General features: G+C 56.5%; 14 protein-coding genes and 1 tRNA gene. 6 read left to right on the top strand and 9 right to left on the bottom strand.

Translation table 11 applies throughout. From position 1 onward, the window contains the following. Nucleotides 1-27: 27 nt before the first annotated feature. The 4 genes from acpS to rpoZ all read right to left on the bottom strand — a co-directional run bounded on the left by acpS (nucleotide 28) and on the right by rpoZ (nucleotide 4,036). Nucleotides 28-426 (bottom strand): holo-ACP synthase, encoded by a 399-nt coding sequence (acpS, locus tag FJU08_RS02470; RefSeq protein WP_141147381.1) that lies wholly within the window; start codon nucleotides 424-426, stop codon nucleotides 28-30. Between the two features lie 48 nt (nucleotides 427-474). Further along, complete coding sequence (locus tag FJU08_RS02475; protein WP_141147382.1) at nucleotides 475-1,062, bottom strand: DUF2062 domain-containing protein; 588 nt, start codon at nucleotides 1,060-1,062, stop codon at nucleotides 475-477. 239 nt (nucleotides 1,063-1,301) lie between these two features. Further along, nucleotides 1,302-3,527, bottom strand: coding sequence for a RelA/SpoT family protein (locus FJU08_RS02480; protein WP_141147383.1), 2,226 nt, complete (start codon nucleotides 3,525-3,527; stop codon nucleotides 1,302-1,304). 104 nt (nucleotides 3,528-3,631) lie between these two features. Next, nucleotides 3,632-4,036 (bottom strand): DNA-directed RNA polymerase subunit omega, encoded by a 405-nt coding sequence (gene rpoZ / locus FJU08_RS02485; protein ID WP_141147384.1) that lies wholly within the window; start codon nucleotides 4,034-4,036, stop codon nucleotides 3,632-3,634. Between the two features lie 290 nt (nucleotides 4,037-4,326). Between rpoZ and FJU08_RS02490 the strand changes: the two genes are divergently transcribed. Further along, on the top strand, nucleotides 4,327-4,905 hold the full coding sequence (locus FJU08_RS02490; RefSeq protein WP_141147385.1) for a LabA-like NYN domain-containing protein: 579 nt from the start codon (nucleotides 4,327-4,329) through the stop codon (nucleotides 4,903-4,905). A 313-nt stretch (nucleotides 4,906-5,218) separates the two neighbouring features. Here FJU08_RS02490 and smpB read toward each other — a convergent pair whose 3' ends face one another. Both smpB and dapA read right to left on the bottom strand, forming a co-directional pair. Next, on the bottom strand, nucleotides 5,219-5,698 hold the full coding sequence (gene smpB, locus FJU08_RS02495; protein WP_141147386.1) for an SsrA-binding protein SmpB: 480 nt from the start codon (nucleotides 5,696-5,698) through the stop codon (nucleotides 5,219-5,221). A gap of 68 nt (nucleotides 5,699-5,766) precedes the next feature. Further along, nucleotides 5,767-6,648 (bottom strand): 4-hydroxy-tetrahydrodipicolinate synthase, encoded by an 882-nt coding sequence (gene dapA, locus FJU08_RS02500; protein WP_141147387.1) that lies wholly within the window; start codon nucleotides 6,646-6,648, stop codon nucleotides 5,767-5,769. A 216-nt stretch (nucleotides 6,649-6,864) separates the two neighbouring features. Between dapA and FJU08_RS02505 the strand changes: the two genes are divergently transcribed. Next, nucleotides 6,865-8,934, top strand: a complete 2,070-nt coding sequence (locus FJU08_RS02505) for a lytic transglycosylase domain-containing protein (RefSeq protein WP_141147388.1) — start codon at nucleotides 6,865-6,867, stop codon at nucleotides 8,932-8,934. A 108-nt stretch (nucleotides 8,935-9,042) separates the two neighbouring features. Here the strand turns inward: FJU08_RS02505 and pflA are convergent, their stop codons facing one another. Both pflA and pflB read right to left on the bottom strand, forming a co-directional pair. Further along, entirely contained in the window at nucleotides 9,043-9,825 is a 783-nt protein-coding gene (gene pflA, locus FJU08_RS02510) for a pyruvate formate-lyase-activating protein (protein ID WP_141147389.1), read from the bottom strand. A gap of 14 nt (nucleotides 9,826-9,839) precedes the next feature. Continuing rightward, complete coding sequence (pflB, locus tag FJU08_RS02515; protein ID WP_268932107.1) at nucleotides 9,840-12,110, bottom strand: formate C-acetyltransferase; 2,271 nt, start codon at nucleotides 12,108-12,110, stop codon at nucleotides 9,840-9,842. A gap of 773 nt (nucleotides 12,111-12,883) precedes the next feature. Between pflB and FJU08_RS02520 the strand changes: the two genes are divergently transcribed. Continuing rightward, nucleotides 12,884-12,973: transfer RNA gene (locus FJU08_RS02520), tRNA-Ser, on the top strand. Between the two features lie 342 nt (nucleotides 12,974-13,315). On the opposite strand, the gene FJU08_RS02525 is transcribed toward FJU08_RS02520, so the two are convergent. Then, nucleotides 13,316-14,254, bottom strand: coding sequence for a nitroreductase family protein (locus FJU08_RS02525; RefSeq protein WP_181409721.1), 939 nt, complete (start codon nucleotides 14,252-14,254; stop codon nucleotides 13,316-13,318). A gap of 371 nt (nucleotides 14,255-14,625) precedes the next feature. Here FJU08_RS02525 and FJU08_RS02530 point away from each other — a divergent pair, with 371 nt between their 5' ends. The 3 genes from FJU08_RS02530 to FJU08_RS02540 are packed head-to-tail and all read left to right on the top strand — an operon-like array spanning nucleotide 14,626 to nucleotide 17,100. Then, nucleotides 14,626-15,390 (top strand): aspartate/glutamate racemase family protein, encoded by a 765-nt coding sequence (locus tag FJU08_RS02530; protein ID WP_235890554.1) that lies wholly within the window; start codon nucleotides 14,626-14,628, stop codon nucleotides 15,388-15,390. A gap of 4 nt (nucleotides 15,391-15,394) precedes the next feature. Continuing rightward, entirely contained in the window at nucleotides 15,395-16,294 is a 900-nt protein-coding gene (locus tag FJU08_RS02535; protein ID WP_141147392.1) for an ABC transporter permease, read from the top strand. Further along, nucleotides 16,294-17,100: an ABC transporter permease gene (locus tag FJU08_RS02540; RefSeq protein WP_141147393.1), complete on the top strand. Its 807-nt coding sequence runs from the start codon at nucleotides 16,294-16,296 to the stop codon at nucleotides 17,098-17,100. Before FJU08_RS02535 ends, FJU08_RS02540 begins: the two co-directional genes overlap by 1 nt. Nucleotides 17,101-17,119: the final 19 nt, after the last annotated feature.

A 17,119-nucleotide genomic window follows, 5' to 3' on the forward strand; every position in this document is an offset into this window, starting at 1 on the left:
ATCGCCATGGGGCAACGCCCTAAAGGTCTAGATGGGTAGAGCTTCGATGATCACAAAAGCCTGTGCCAGTGGATAATCATCGGTAATGCTTACATGGACCACTGGCCGATGCCCCGGAGGCATCAGCTCGGCAAGCCGCCTTTCCGCCTGCCCGGTCAAAACCATGGCTGGCTGTCCGCCGGGCAGATTGACAACGCCCATCTCGCGCCAGAAAACGCCGCGGGCAATGCCGGTTCCCAGCGCCTTCGCGCATGCCTCCTTGGCGGCAAAGCGCTTGGCATAGGAGGCAGCGCGGTTCTTCTGGCCTTCCGCCCTTTGCTGCTCAGCCTGGGTAAAGACACGGGTGGTGAAGCGCTCGCCATGACGCGCAATCGACTTTTCGATCCGTCTGATATCGATCAGATCGCTGCCAAGCCCGACGATCATAGGCCATCCCGGAACGCAACACGTGCAGCTGATTTGCCGAAAGCCGTTTCAGCCATTGCCGTTTTCCGCTTTACGCATTTCCATTGCCAGCCGCTTGCGGCGTCCGGCTAGTTTTTCACTGCGCCGCTGCTGGAACGCCGATACGGCCTGAAAGGTCAGAAAATACAGGACAAATCCGGTAATCAGCGCCGGTATGATGGCACCGACCGCCATGGGTTCGAGAAGTGGGCGCCAGAGATCGGACAATTCAAACCGCTTGACCAGCTTGACCAGATTGATTTCCACACGGTCACCGGTGCTGCGGTTCAGCACAAACGAGCCAATCCGCCAGGTCGTCAGCCAGATGAAAGGAAAGGTCAGCGGATTGCCAAAAGCGGTCCCGAGCGCTGCTGCGACCAGATTTCCGCCAAGCACGAAGGCAATGGCAAAGGCGAGAACGAAGTGAAAACCAATAAAGGGTGTCCAGGAAACCGCAGCCCCTGCGGCAATACCAAGGGCAATGGCATGCGGTGTGGCTTTAAGACGCAGGGTGCGGTGGTAAAGGTATACCAGCGAACGCGAAAAACCCTTCTCGGGCCAGACGGCGGAGCGGAATTTTTGCCACAGACTGGCCGGTGATCGTCTTCGAAACAGCATGCCCTATCATGGCCTTCCGGCAGACTGATTTGCAAGAGCGGAAGTCACTCTAAACGGAAATTGATGAACTGTGTCCAGGCTTGTGCAACCACGATCATTCCGGTGCACAACGACAAGAAAAAACGAGCCGCTCCAGCTATTTTTCGCCAAACCATCGCCGTCAATCCGCCAATTCGGTGGATGGCGCCTGATCTCCGGCCTGCATCACTCAAAACCGGCCAGTTCACGGGGCTTGCGCCCTATTCGAAAACGCGGTTAACCGTGGCGACACAGCCGAGTGCGCCCAGCTGGTTGATCGTCTGGGTCAGCTGACGCAGGTCCCAGACTTCCAGATCCAGCGTCGCCTGCGCGAAATCATCCGCCACGACGGCCATCTGAACGGCGCGGATATTCACATCGAGCATCGCGATTGCCCCGGTAATTTCCGACAGCGTCCCCGGCTCGTTGAGAATATTGACGTTGAGCCGCGCGCGGAAACGCTTCTCATTGGCCGAATCAATATCCCAGCGCACATCCACCCAGCGATTGGGTTCGTCATCGAAATGCTGCAGCACCGGTGACTGGATCGGGTAGATGGTGATGCTTTCATCTTCGCCGACAATGCCGACAATCCTGTCACCTGGTACCGCGCCGAAGGGTGCAAAGCGCACAGCCGCACCACGCGAAAGACCGCGCAGCGGCAGCAGAGCCGGCCCCTTGCCAGCATGCTCGCCCTCCTGATCGGGAGCCGAACTCTCCGGCACACGGAAGGCAAGCTCCTGTGCGCTTGGCAGGCTGACCCAGCCCTCTTCCGTATTCGGCTTCACCGTAACCCGCTCATCCTTGTGATCGGGATAGACGGCCTTCAAAACATCGCTGGAAGACATTTCATTGCGGCCGACGGCAGCGATCACGTCCTCGACGTCATTCTGCCCGAGGCGATGCAGCGCCGACTTCAGCACATCGCGGGAAAATGTCTTGCCCGCACGGGTGAAGGTGCGCTCGAGAATACGATAGCCAAGCCCGCTATACTGTTTGCGGATCGCAAGCCGCGTCGCGCGGCGAATGGCTGCACGCGCCTTGCCGGTGACAACAATCTCTTCCCAGGCCGGCGGCGGAACCTGCACACCAGAGCGGATAATCTCGACCTCGTCACCATTATTCAGCCGCGTCACGAGCGGCATCATACGGCCGTTGATCTTGGCACCAACGCAGGTATCGCCGATATTGGTGTGAACCGCATAGGCGAAATCGATCGGCGTTGCATCCTTGGGCAAGGCGATCAGCTTGCCCTTCGGCGTGAAACAGAAGACCTGATCCTGGAACAGTTCCAGCTTGGTATGTTCAAGGAATTCCTCAGGACTGTCGCCTTCGGCAAGGGCAGCAATGGTCTTGCGGAACCAGCCGAAAATCGTGGTCTCGTCGTCGCTGACCTCGCCGGACTTGACCCGGCCATCCTTGTAGAGCGTATGTGCGGCGATCCCGTTTTCGGCAACCTCATGCATGCGCTGGGTTCGAATCTGCAGCTCGATGCGCTGGCGCGACGGCCCGATGATGGTCGTGTGCAGCGACTGATAACCGTTCTGCTTCGGGTTCGAGATATAGTCCTTGAAACGGTCGGGAACGGTCCGCCAATTGGTGTGCACAATGCCCAGGACCCGGTAACAGGTGGCCAGTTCGTCTACAATGACGCGGAAGCCGTAAAGATCGGACAGCTGTTCGAAGGACAGCGATTTCGACTGCATCTTGTTGAAGATCGAATAGGGCTTCTTCTGCCGCCCCTTGACGCGGGCATCGCGGACGCCATTGGCAACCAGAAGATCGCGCAACTCGTTCTCGATGCTTTCGACCAGCGGTTCATTATGCCCGGAAAGATCGCTCAGCTTGCCACGGATGGTCTGATAGGCCTCCGGGTTTATATACTGAAAAGCCAGCTCTTCCAGCTCATCGCGCATATCCTGCATACCCATGCGACCAGCCAGAGGCGCATAGATTTCCATCGTTTCTTCCGAGATCCGACGGCGCTTGTCAGGGCGCATATAATAGAGCGTGCGCATATTGTGCAGCCGGTCAGCGAGCTTGACCAAAAGAACGCGCATGTCGTCAGCTACGGCAATTAACAGCTTGCGCAGGTTTTCTGCCTGCTGGGCCTTGCGGGTAACCAGATCAAGCTTCTTGATCTTGGTGAGCCCTTCGACAAGGCGCCCGATCTCTTCGCCGAAATAGGCGTCGATTTCGGCCCGCGTCGCTGTTGTGTCCTCAATCGTGTCATGCAGAAGCGCAACCGCGATGGTCGATTCATCCATATGCAGATCGGTGAGGATCGCAGCGACCTCAAGCGGATGCGAGATATAGGGGTCGCCGCTGGCGCGCTTCTGCCGTCCATGCTTCTGCATCGCATAGACATAGGCTTTGTTGAGGAGTGCGACGTCAGCGTCGGGCTTGTATTTTTGTACTCGTTCAACGAGCTCGTATTGCCGCATCATTGCTCAGAAACCAAGCTCGCGGCGTCGCCGTCGGCCGGCGCGCCCATTCATTTCAGACAAGGAAAAATCCATCCGGCTGTTACCGCCGGATGGATGGATCGGGATCAGTAGTCGTCGCCTTTTTCCGGCGGAACCAGGCTCTCAATACCTGCGCGAAGCTCTTCTTCCGACATTTGGTCGAAAGGAATGGCCTCCGGCATATCGTCGGCCTCCTGCTCGTCAGCAGCAAGCTCGTCCATCTGACCAGAAGCGTTCGAACCTTCCGATTCCGGTTCGTCAACTTCAACATGACGCTGAAGCGAATGAATAAGATCTTCCTTCAGGTCGTCCGGCGAGAGCGTTTCATCGGCAATCTCGCGCAGGGCTACGACGGGATTCTTGTCGTTGTCGCGATCAATCGTGATAGCGGCACCCTGAGAAATGAGACGTGCACGATGTCCAGCAAGCAGAACGAGGTCGAAACGGTTGTCAACTTTGTCGATGCAGTCTTCAACTGTCACACGTGCCATTGCGTGTCCTTCTTAGACGTGTTTTATTTGGGTTGATTTTCATAGAGACTTCGTCGTGATAATTCAAGGGTTCTTTCTGAATTGCATTTTAGGAGAGGGCGACCACTCAACAAAAAATCGACCATGCGTTGAATTCCACATAATCTGTGACTAAATCGCCTAGCAATTAACGTATCTATATAGATATGTATATGAATAGACCTATATATGTCTTAAGGGCGTTTTTTCGTGCCAGCTGACAGAACCGGCGCCGTCAGCGACACTGTTTTGGATATTTGAAAGGGCTTTTGATGTTTGATCCGCGCGAAAAAATAGCGCTTTTCATAGATGGTGCCAATCTTTACGCGGCCTCTAAGAGCTTGGGCTTCGATATAGACTATCGTAAGCTGTTGTCAGCCTTTCAGAAAAAGGCTTACCTGCTGCGGGCCTACTACTATACCGCCCTGATCGAGGACCAGGAATATTCGTCGATTCGCCCTTTGATCGACTGGCTGGACTATAATGGCTACAAGGTCGTCACCAAGCCGGCCAAGGAATTCACCGATTCGATGGGGCGTCGCAAGATCAAGGGCAATATGGATATCGAGCTTGCGATCGATGCCATGGAGCAGTCCACGACCGTTGACCACCTGGTCATCTTCTCGGGTGACGGCGACTTCACCACACTGGTTGAGGCTCTGCAGCGCAAGGGACGCAAGGTATCGGTCGTCTCGACCATGGCAACCCAGCCGCCAATGATCGCCGACGACCTGCGCCGCCAGGCCGATCATTTCATTGATTTGATGTCGCTGCGCGGCGAAGTTGGCCGCGACCCGTCAGAGCGCCCCAACCGCCCGCCTGAAGTCGTTGCGTCGGATTTCGACGACTGAGGTCGCGATCACTCCTCAGACATGAAAAAAAGGCCAGTCTTTGCACTGGCCTTCGGGCTGTTGACAAACCTTGCTTCTTTTTCTGAGGGCATGCCTGTGCTTGGTCCACAGGCATCGAGCCGACGCGCGTCCGCGCGGCGAAAGAACCCGTCTATTCAATATGTTATGAATCTGGATCCCCGTGACAAGCACGGGGATGACGACGGAGGGAGGGGCTATTTCACCCCAAACGGACAATCCGAACGACTTTATCAGCAAGCTGGGGCCGGTCTTCGCACCGGCCTTTGATATTTTCAGATATAAGCACCCTATATCAGCCAAACTGCTTCAGGAGCCGGCCCTTCTGCCTGTTCCAGTCGCGCGCCTTCTCGGTCTCGCGCTTGTCGTGCAGTTTCTTGCCCCTGCCGAGCGCCAGTTCGAGTTTTGCCCTGCCGCGATCGTTGAAATAGACCTTGAGCGGTACGATCGTCATGCCTTCGCGATTGATCGCAGCGCGCAGCCGGTTGATTTCGCGTTTCGAAAGCAAAAGCTTGCGGCGACGGCGCGGCTCATGATTGAAGCGGTTGGCCTGAAGATATTCCGGCAGATAGGAATTGATCAGCCACATTTCACCGTCTTCATCCGAAGCGTAGGATTCAGCGATATTGGCCTTGCCGCCGCGCAGTGATTTCACCTCGGTGCCCGTCAGAACCAGACCGGCCTCGAATGTATCGATGATCTCGTAGTTGAACCGCGCCTTGCGGTTTTCGGCGACAACTTTACGCGCTTCGCCCTGTTTTCCCTTGGGAGCCATTTCGGTCGTCCATTATTCTTGTTATCCGACCCGGGCAGCGCCCCTTATAGAACAGGAGCGACCGCGGATCAGTCCATCAGCCCGGCATGTTTAAGCGCCGCATCGATTGCCTTTTCGGTTTCCGCACTGACCGGGGTCAGCGGCAGCCGCACGGTATCAGACATCAGGCCAAGCTTCTTCAACGCATATTTGGTGCCGCAAACGCCAGGTTCAAGGAAGATCGCCTTGTGCAGCGGCATCAGCCTGTCCTGATAATCAAGCGCCTTGGCAAAATCACCGGCCGCCATTGCTGCCTGAAATTCCGCCGAAAGCTTCGGCGCGACATTCGCGGTCACCGAAATGCAGCCGACGCCACCATGCGCGTTGAAGCCAAGAGCGGTCGCGTCTTCGCCGGAAATCTGGATGAAATCCTTGCCGCAGGCCATACGCTGTTCAGACACCCGTTCAATCTTGCCGGTGGCATCCTTCACCCCGACAATATTGCCATGCGCCTTGACCAGAGCACCCATCGTATCTGGCGTCATATCAATCACCGAACGGCCCGGGATGTTGTAGATCAGAATCGGCAGCCTGACAGCATCAGCAATGGCTGAAAAATGCGCAAACAGCCCCTTCTGGGTCGGCTTGTTGTAATAGGGCGTGACGACCAGCAAAGCGTCGGCCCCCGCCTTTTCAGCGTGCTGGGCAAGCTCGATCGCCTCACGCGTATTGTTGGATCCCGCACCTGCGATTACCGGTACGCGCTTCTGCGCCGCCTCGATGCAAAGGTCGACAACCCGACGATGTTCATCATGGCTGAGTGTCGGACTTTCACCCGTAGTGCCGACGGGAACGAGGCCAAGGCTACCCGCAGCGATCACCCGCTCGACATGGGCTGTGAAGGCCGCTTCGTCTACGGCGCCATCTTCGGTGAAAGGCGTCACCAGCGCGGGAATCGATCCCTTGATCATTGTAAACTCCTGCGCAGCGTCCACCGAGACGCCGCAATCATCCCTTAAAAGTGGGCGCAACATAATGCCGAGCTGGAAAGGCCGCAAGCACGCAGTTCAGCAATCGACAACCCGTTGGGACCGAAAAGGGAAACTGAAGCAAAGGTTAAGGCGATATTAACTCCGGCATCTGAAAATGGTACAATCTGACGTGCATTTCGACCTCGGAAAGATCGAATGACCAAAATTTTGAAAGTGCTTTCGGTTACTGCAACGATTGCAAGCATGACCGCACCAGTGTTCGCGGCGCAGGATTTTCCAGCCGTAGCACCGATTCCCTACCAGAAGCCGGGGCGTCACACCTCGGCAGCTGCGCTTTCCTACGAGGTAACGGGAGCCATCTCTCCTGGCCTGACCACGCCTGCTTCGACCTCGCTTCTGAAACAGGGCATGGATGCGCTGAGCGATGGCGACGGGGCCAAGGCGATCCAGATCCGCAACCGGATCTCACCCGCCTCACTCGACCACCAGATCCTGAGCTGGGCCATCGCCACATCCGGCGATAATGATGTCCCCTCCTCCGAAATTGCCGCTGCGCAGCAGGAGCTGAAGGGCTGGCCTGGCCTGTCGTCGCTGCGCGCCTATTCCGAACATGCGCTCTATCGCGAAAATCCCGATCCGCGTGCCGTAATCGCCGCTTTCGGCAATTCACTGCCGGAAACCTCTGACGGGACGATCCTGCTGACCCGCGCCTATCTGGCGACCGGAGACACGAAGAGAGCCCATTCAACGCTTGCCCGTATCTGGACAAGCTGGGCGCTCGACACCAGCACGGAAAACCGGATCCTTGGCGAATTTGGCTCACTCCTGACGCGTGAGGACAACAAGGAGCGCATGGTCTATCTGCTCTATCGTGACCGCGCGACCCAGGCAGAACGCTTCTCCCAGCTTGGCAATGCCCAATCGTTCTACAAGGCCTGGGCTGCCGTGATCCGCGGCAGCAGCAATGCCGGAGCACTGATCAAGGCGGTTGACCGCTCCTGGTATTCTGACCCTGGCTTCCTCTATATCCAGATCCGTTATGCCCGTACCCAGAACCAGATGGATACGGCGGCGAAGCTGCTGAAGAAGATGCCGAAAAATCAAGCGGCGCTGGTCAATCCCGACCAATGGTGGGACGAGCAGCGGATCGTCAGCCGCGATTTCTATGAAGACGGCAAACCCAAGCAGGCCTATGCGATTGTCGCCGATGCCATGCCGGAAGACCGCCTGGACCGGCTCGACGCCGATTTTCATGCCGGCTGGTATGCGCTGCGCGGCCTGAATAACGGCAAGCTGGCCATGCCCTATTTCCAGCAGATCGCCGCCGGCTCCGATTCGCCGATCTCGCAGGCCCGCGCCTATTACTGGATGGGACGGGCCGCTGAGGCCGGCGGACCGGGAAGCGCGAAATCCTACTACCAGAAGTCAGCATCTTACGCGACGACCTTCTATGGCCAGCTTTCTCTTCAAAAGCTCGGCCAGAAGCAGTTGCAGGTGGTCTATCCCTCACCAACCCAGGCCGATCGCGCCAACTTTGAGAAGATACCGGCTGTTCAGGCAATCAAGCGGCTCGAAAGCATCGGCTATAGCGCCAAGGCAGACAGCCTCTATCTTTCGCTCGCCTATCAGCTCAACACGCCGGGCGAAGTCGCCATTCTGTGCTACCGCGCGGAAACCGACCGCAGCTACCAGCTGTCGCTGCAGATCGGCAAGATCGCCTATGCCCGCGGCATGGATGTCGCGGCGCTGGCTTTCCCGACCGGCGTCATCCCCGATACGGCGAATATCTCCGGCTCGGGCAAGGCGCTCGCCTATGCGATTGCACGCCAGGAAAGCGCCTTCAATCCGCAGGCCGTTTCAGCAGCCGATGCACGCGGCCTGCTGCAGCTTCTGCCATCGACGGCCAAGAAGGTCGCGGCAACCAATGGGATCGCCTATTCCAAGGCGAAGCTCACCAGTGATGCTGGCTATAATGCCACGCTTGGCGCTCATTATCTCGGCGAGCAGATTGACCGTTTCGGCGGCTCCTATGTGCTGACCTTCGTCGCCTATAATGCCGGCCCGGCCCGCGTTCCCCAATGGATTGACCGTTTTGGCGACCCGCGCGGGCAGTCTCTGGATGATGTCGTCGACTGGATCGAGAGCATCCCCTATCCCGAAACGCGCAATTATGTTCAGCGTGTGATGGAAAATTACGAAGTCTACAAGGCCCGCCTCGGCGAACCCTCCAACATCGCCTACGATCTCGTCAACGGCCGGCAGTAACAGCCGAAGCTACGCTCAAACAACGAAGGCCCGTGCACCATGTGGTGACCGGGCCTTTTTTTGACTTGCCGACGGGCCGGAAGCGTTTCCGGGCAAAACAGGGATGGCTCAGGCAGCAACCAGACCGCGGGCGCGGAACACATCGCGTGCGGCCTCGGCTTCCTCATTGGTCGGGGTGCGGGTATCACGCAGCGTATATTCCATGCCGAGTGCATCCCATTTGGAAACACCCATCTGATGGAACGGCAGAACCTCGACGCGCTCGACAATCGCACCGAGAGAAGCGACATAATCGGCCATCTTGGCAACGTCTTCGGGATCATCGGTCAGGTCCGGAACGAAGACATAACGGATCCATGTCTTTTTGCCGAGACGCTTCAGCCTCTGGGCAAAATCGAGGGTTGGCTGCAGCGGCTGTGCCGTCAGTGCGTGATATTTTTCAGGATCTATATGCTTGATGTCGAGCATGACGAGATCGACATTGTCGAACCATTCATCATCGACCGCTTCGTGGAGATAGCCTTGCGTATCAAGCGCGATATGCAGCCCCATCTCCTTCTTGATGTGGCTCATGACATTGCCGACAAAGGGGGCCTGCATCATGGGCTCACCGCCGGAAAAGGTCACGCCTCCGGCAAATTTCAGGAAGCCCGCATAGGGGCGGACTTCCTTGAGCATATCTTCAACATCGACCTTTCGGCCATTGTGAAGCTTCCAGGTATCCGGGTTGTGGCAGTAAAGACAGCGGAACTGGCAACCGGCCATGAAAAACACAAAACGCATCCCCGGTCCGTCAACCGCCCCACCTGTCTCGACGGAATGGAGGAAACCATGGTCGAGGTCCATATGGACGCCAGCGGGCTTTTTCGAAACGGGAACGCGTTCATGCATTTTTCAGGTCTTCCTTACATCGAGGTGTGGAAGGTACGGTTGATCACGTCGAGCTGCTGTTCCTTCGTGAGCTTGATGAAGTTCACAGCGTAACCCGAAACGCGGATGGTCAGCTGAGGATATTTCTCAGGATGATCCATGGCGTCAAGCAGGGTTTCGCGGTTCAACAGGTTAACGTTGACGTGGAAGCCACCGGCAGCCGTGTAACCGTCAAGGCAATTCGACAGGTTGGCAACACGTTCCTCTTCGGTGTGGCCAAGGCTGCCCGGCGTTGCCGAAGCAGTCCAGCTGATACCGTCAAGGGCAGCGTCATAGGGCAGCTTGGCAAGCGAAGCGCCTGCGGCCACAAAGCCCTTCTTGTCGCGACCGTTCATCGGATTTGCGCCCGGTGCGAAAGGTTCGCCACCACGACGGCCATCCGGTGTGTTGCCGGTCTTCTTGCCATAGACCACGTTCGAGGTGATCGTCAGGATCGACTGGGTCGGCATTGCATCGCGATAGAAATACGGCTGAGCCTTGACCTTGTTCATGAAGGTTTCAACCAGCCATGCTGCGATCGAGTCAACACGGTCGTCATTGTTGCCGAAGGCCGGGAAATCGCCGGTGATCTTGTAGTCAACGGCAAGACCGGTTTCGTCACGAATGACTTCAACCTTGGCATATTTGATGGCCGACAGCGAGTCAGCTGCAATCGACAGGCCAGCGATACCGCAAGCCATGGTGCGCAGAATGTCACGATCATGCAGCGCCATTTCGATGCGTTCATACGAATACTTGTCGTGCATGTAGTGGATGGCATTCAGAGCCTTGACATAGGTCTTTGCCAGCCAGTCCATGGCCTTGTCGAACTTTTCGACAACTTCGTCATATTCGAGAACATCACCGGTGATCGGCTCCAGGCCTTCAGCGATCTTCTTGCCCTTCATCTTCTTTTCGTCAACGCCACCGTTGATCGCATAGAGCAGGGCCTTTGCGAGGTTGGCGCGGGCGCCGAAGAACTGCATCTGCTTGCCGATACGCATCGACGATACGCAGCAGGCGATACCATAGTCATCACCCCATTTCGGACGCATCAGTTCGTCATTCTCATACTGAATGGCGCAGGTGTCGGCCGAAACCTTGGCGCAGAAGTGCTTGAAGCCCTGGGGCAGAGCCGGGCTCCACAGAACCGTCAGGTTCGGTTCCGGTGCGGGGCCGAGGTTATAAAGGGTGTTGAGGAAACGGAAGCTGCTCTTCGATACCAGCGTACGGCCGTCTTCGCCCATGCCGCCAATCGATTCGGTGACCCATACGGGATCGCCCGAGAACAGTTCGTCATATTCCGGCGTACGCAGGAAGCGGACGATGCGGAGCTTGATGATCATGTCATCAACCATCTCCTGAGCGTCTTCTTCCGTGATGAAGCCGGCATCAATGTCACGCTGCATGTAGATGTCGAGGAAGGTCGAGATACGGCCGATCGACATAGCAGCGCCGTTCTGTTCCTTCACAGCGGCGAGATAGCCGAAATAAACGCCCTGGATGGCTTCGCGAGCGTTGCGGGCTGGCTTCGAAATGTCGACGCCATACTTGGCAGCCATTTCGCGCAGTTCGTCGAGAGCGCGCCACTGTTCGGTGACTTCCTCGCGCAGCTGCATGGTCTTGTCGGTAAAGACGGCATCGTCGAGTTCGTGGAATTCTTCCTGCTTCTGGGCGCGCAGGAAATCCGTGCCGTAAAGAGCAACACGGCGATAGTCGCCGATGATGCGGCCACGGCCATAGGCATCCGGAAGACCGGTGATCACGCCCGACTTGCGGCAGGCCAGAATGTCAGGGCTGTAAACGTCGAAGACACCCTGGTTGTGGCTCTTGCGATACTTGGTCCAGGTGTCATGAACAGCTTCAGGAACCTTGAAGCCATAGGTTTCGAGGCTACCCTCGACCATGCGCAGGCCGCCATTCGGCATGATGGCGCGCTTCAGAGGAGCGTCCGTCTGCAGACCTACGATGATTTCGAGGTCCTTGTTGATGTAGCCGGCATCATGTGCCGTGATCGACGAAGGGATCGTCGAGGCGACATCAAGAACACCGCCCTTTTCACGTTCCTTCTTCAGGAGGACGCTGAGTTCGTCCCACAATGCCTTGGTGCGCTCGGTCGCAGGAGCCAGGAAAGAAGAATCACCTTCATAAGGTGTATAGTTTTCCTGGATGAAATTGCGCACATCGATTTTCTTGCGCCATGCCCCATCGCTGAAGCCTTCCCAGGCGTCGGCGTGGACATTCGTGTGTTTGGCATACATATCCATGATTAAGGCCCTCACAGGTAAAAGAGGTACGGGTGTGAAATTGGCGTCTGTGTTGCACTCAGAGGAGGATGACTGGGGCGCAACACTTCAACCGGGAAAGGGGAGCACTCGCGCGAGACGCTGCGAACCTTGAAGGTTCAAAAATTGGCGACTTTGAAGCGGGCATTCCCGGAACTTTGAACATTTCACCAACACCGGCGATGGCATTCCATCGCAATTGCGAGCTAACTTTTGGCGCCTGGCGCAAGCTCTGAGGCAAAGCCCTTTAAGATCGCGTCGATGGTTGACGCCGTGGTCAACGCTCTTCGATTTAACGGTTCGTATATGGTACCAAAGGTGTATAAAGTCCAGCGAAATTTGACATTTTTACTATTTTTCTGAAGCAAAAGCCCTCTAGAATTGCCAAAAATCAAATAATCATACAGAATAAAAAATCTATACTTTTGACACAAATCAAGGCCGGCCGGAAATTAACCGGGCGCCGGTCAATCCCAGCGGATTAACAACTGAAATGACGTCAACTGCGTTAGCCAACTCCGACAATAAGCACCGGTTCTGATTCCACTCACCCGTTCCCGAGCGAAGCTATTGCCATTGTCCACTGCCGGCTGAAAAACGCACCCGGCCTCCGGCTTCAGACCTTCAAAAAGGTCATATTCTGCTATGAAACGCCAGAACACGGATAACATGCAAGAGTGGTGTGACAGATTTTTGGCAAAAAGCTCCGAGCATGGCTTGATCAGCAGAACAAAACCGCTTATCAGGGCCGAACCGGAGAGGTGGCCGAGTGGTCGAAGGCGCTCCCCTGCTAAGGGAGTATACCAGAGATGGTATCGAGGGTTCGAATCCCTTCCTCTCCGCCATCATATTGAAAACAATAAGTTTTCCGAGATAGCCGCCTTTTGGGCGGCTTTTTTTGTTTTGCGGGTTCTCGTTTATTTTGCCGAGCGGTGCGAACCGAAGCAGAACAGGCGGGGAAAAAAGGGGCACTGATTTTCAGGCCGGGCCGACTCACAGAGATCCCCCGCCGCATCAAGCCCCTCGCCAAGCGCTGCAAAGGCACCAGATCCGTCAGACTATGCCTGTCTTGTGTATTCCCTGCTTCATTGCGAGATGGAGGAGCGCGCTGGCGGCGGTGCCAAGCCCTCGAGGCAAGCCCGCTCCGGAAGGCAGCAGAGCCGATCGCGACCGAAAACCCCGCCCCCTCACTCCGAGGAATGCAACGGGGCATCGAGCGTGAGTGCATAGTCGACAGGTTTGCGCTGTGACACCGGCACTCTCAACTGATCCGGCAACACACCGAACCCGACCATCGTTATCACCAGCTCACTCTCCGGCAATCCGGTCAGGTGACGTAGCCTGTCATCCTGATCATGGGTGACAGACCAGTTCAGCATAACCGCCCCAAGGCCTTCAGCATGAAGGCCGTACGCGAAACTCATGGCAAACATCCCGCCGTCAACCCAGGCCTGATAGCGTTCATGGGCGTGCTCCCAATGCGCCAGATCAGAGGTGATGATGGCGATACCGCCAAGTTGGTCACCAAAGCCGCGATTGCCGTTTTGCAAGGCGGCAATTTTCGCAATATCAGCCGGATCGGTCCATACCCGTGCACGACATGTCTGCCGGTTGCAGGACGAGGGCGATTGCTGGGCGCAGCGTACTGCCCTCTCTATCGCCCCCTTGGGAACGGGTTCTTGCTTGTAAGTCCGTATGGAATGCCGGGCCTCGGCGAATTTCAGAAAGTCCATCATTCCATCATGGCGAATCTGATCCGCCGTTACCGTTTCCACACCGCCCGACAGGCCACCGGTGACTTTCCCGATATGACGGGTGACCACGGTGCTGATCTCCCCCAGATCCAGATCGGCTGCCGCGTTGAAGGCAAGGTAATTCTGCAAGGTTCGCAAAGCGATTTCGACGGTGGCATCACAAGCGAAATTGTCGACATAAGTGTCGATATCGGCAGCCAGCTGCAAGGCCTTTTCCAACCCGTGACCAGGTCTGGCACCTTCAAGAGCAAGGCCGTATTCCAGGAAATGCAGTCCGATCGCGATTCTTGCCCGCAGGTTCTCACGGCTCTTTGCAGCCCCGGTAAAGGAAGCACGCCAAAACCGGCGTGCATCGCGCAACGTATTGGACATGAGTTTGTCAAAAAGCGCGCGGCGCTCTGTCATTGAAGGGCGAGGCTCGGGAAAGGCGGCAGACATGAACACGTGCTCCAGGATCAGTTTTCCGGAAGAATGTTGCCATTTCCCCGTCCAGGCAAGAGGCACCTCGGCAACCTCGGATAGGTTTCGCAAGAGAAATCCAAAATTTATATATATATTTATATAATTGTTATTATTATATTTTTTTAATTTTACCCATCCATATGGATAGTATTTTCAATACATTCCGTCGAAATTAATGACCCAAATTAGCGTAAATCCTATCCGTGAAAGACCTTCTCACACTTCACACATGGACCCACACTGAACAGATAGAAAAATGACAAAACGCAGGGATCGCAGTTGTGGCTCATTCAGTTCATGTCCGGATTATTTCGCCGATCACGACGCTCGGCTTTCGCTCGGACGCCGCCGTAAAATCGTTGGAAACAGCAGGTCTGACGGTCTCGGCAAGCCAGATCGCCAAAGGCCCTGCATCGATTGAGAGCGAATATGAAGGCGCGATGGCTGCGCCGGAAACGGTACGCAGGATCATTGAGGCCGAACGCGAAGGCGTCGATGCCTGTGTGATTGACTGCATGGGAGATCCCGGCCTCAAGGCAGCGCGTGAAGCCGTTTCCATTCCCGTCCTCGGCCCCTGCAATACCGGCATGCATATTGCTGCCATGCTCGGTCACAAATTCTCGGTGATCACCATCGTGAAACGATTGATCCCGCAGTTTGAGAATGCCGCCGCGCTGGCCGGCCTTTCTTCCCGCATGGCATCAGCCCGCTCGGTCGAAATTCCCGTACTAGACCTCGAAGCAGACATGGACAGAACCCGCAGGATCCTGATTGACGAGGCAGAAAAGGCGGTCGAGCTTGATGGCGCCCACGCCATCATCTTCGGCTGCACCGGCCTCTTCGGCTGCGCTGCGGCCGTGCGTGACGGCCTGCTGCAACGCGGCATCGATGTTCCCGTCATCGATCCCATCCCCACTGCTGTCAATATCGCCGCTGCGCTGGTCCGAAGCAATCTCAGCCAATCCGCACGCACCTACCCGCTGCCACCGGACAAGGCCATGCCTGGCTATGACATGCCCGACCTGCAGCTCAAGGCGGCGGAGTGAATTCATGACGGATGTGACGGTCTCACAGACGGCTTCGAAACGACCAGCCTGGCTCAAGCCCAATCTATGGTGGCTTGTTCTGCCAGCGGTGCTGTTCATAATCCTGTTTTTTCTTATTCCGGTTCTGTCGCTGTTTCTGTCGAGTTTCGACAAGGCGATGCCCGGGCAGATCACCTTTCAGGGGCATCTTTCGCTCGACAACTACGAGCGGATATTCACCCGGTCCCTGTACTACATGGCAATCTGGCGTTCGGTCTGGATCGGCGCCGTGGTTGCTGCGGTCTGCCTTGTTATCGGCTATCCGCTTTCCTTCATCATCGCGCGCACCCTGAAACCGGGCATAGCGACGCTGCTGACCATTCTCGTCTTGAGTTCGATGCAGCTTGACATGGTGATCCGGCTTTACGGTCTGATGGTGCTGATGGGCGACAAGGGGTTGATCAATTCCGGCCTGATGGCACTCGGCATCATCTCCGAGCCGCTGCCGCTGATGTATAACGCATTCGGTGTTGTGGTCGGCCTGGTACAGGTCACCCTGCCCTTCATGATCCTGTCGCTCATCGGTGCGATCCGTTCCATCAATCCTTCGCTTGAAGAAGCCGCCCGCAGCCTCGGCTCCTCACGGTGGCATGTTATGCGCACCATTACCTGGCCACTGTCACTTCCCGGTGTTTACGCAGGAACGCTGCTGGTATTTGCTCTGGCGATTTCGTCTTATGTGGTGCCGGCATTGATGGGCGGCTGGAAGGTCATCACCCTGCCGATCCACATCTATCAGCAGATAGCCGAGGTCGGGCGCTGGCAATTCGGCGCCGCCGTCGCTGCCATCCTGTTCATCACATCACTGTTTGCCATGGGTCTCTATATCCTGGCCCTGCGTCGCAATGCCGGAGGTCGCGTCTGATGGAAGATGTCAATCCCATCCCCTTCACCTTCCGGGTCATCGCCGCGATTGCGCTTCTCGTGCTGCTGGTCCCTGTCGCCATCGTGGTGCTGGCCGGGCTGAATTCCGGAGACTATCTGACATTTCCCCCGCAGGGCTTCTCGCTGCGCTGGATCAGGAACTTCTTCGTTTCGCCCACCTTCCTGCCCGCTTTCAAGCTTTCCTTTGCGCTTGCGCTTGCGACCATGGTCATCTCGACATTTCTCGGCACCCTGGCTTCAATTTTCCTGACGCGCAGCACCTCGAAGTCGCGTGAATTTCTCAGGGCAATCTTCTTTCTTCCGGTCGTCCTGCCCGGTGTGGTCCTGGGAATTGCGCTCTATGTCTTTTTCATCTGGACGAATGTCGGCCTGGCCCGAAGCCTCACCGGCCTCATCATCGGCCATGTCCTGGTCACCATGCCCTTTGTGATCGCCACAGTGACCGCGTCGCTGGTTGATCTCGATCTGTCGGTTGAAGAAGCCGCGCGCTCGCTTGGCGCAACACCGGTTCAGGCGTTCATGAAAGTCACACTGCCGTTGATCACGCCCGGAATATCCGCCGGATCGATCTTCGCCTTCATCGTTTCCTTCGGCCAGTTCGAACTCACCCTCTTCCTGTCGACGCCAAATCTCCAGACACTGCCTTTGGCGATCTACTCGTCGCTTCGCTACGCCTTTGAGCCCACGGCCGCGGCAGCCGGCATCTTCGCCATCTGCCTGGTGACGGTCTCAACACTTATCTCGACGCGCCTTTCCAACCTCAAAAAACTGCTGAGCCGGCGATAACCGGCCTTACTCCAGAAAG

The organism is Martelella alba (assembly GCF_006516955.1).
Taxonomy (GTDB): Bacteria; Pseudomonadota; Alphaproteobacteria; order Rhizobiales; family Rhizobiaceae; genus Martelella; species Martelella alba.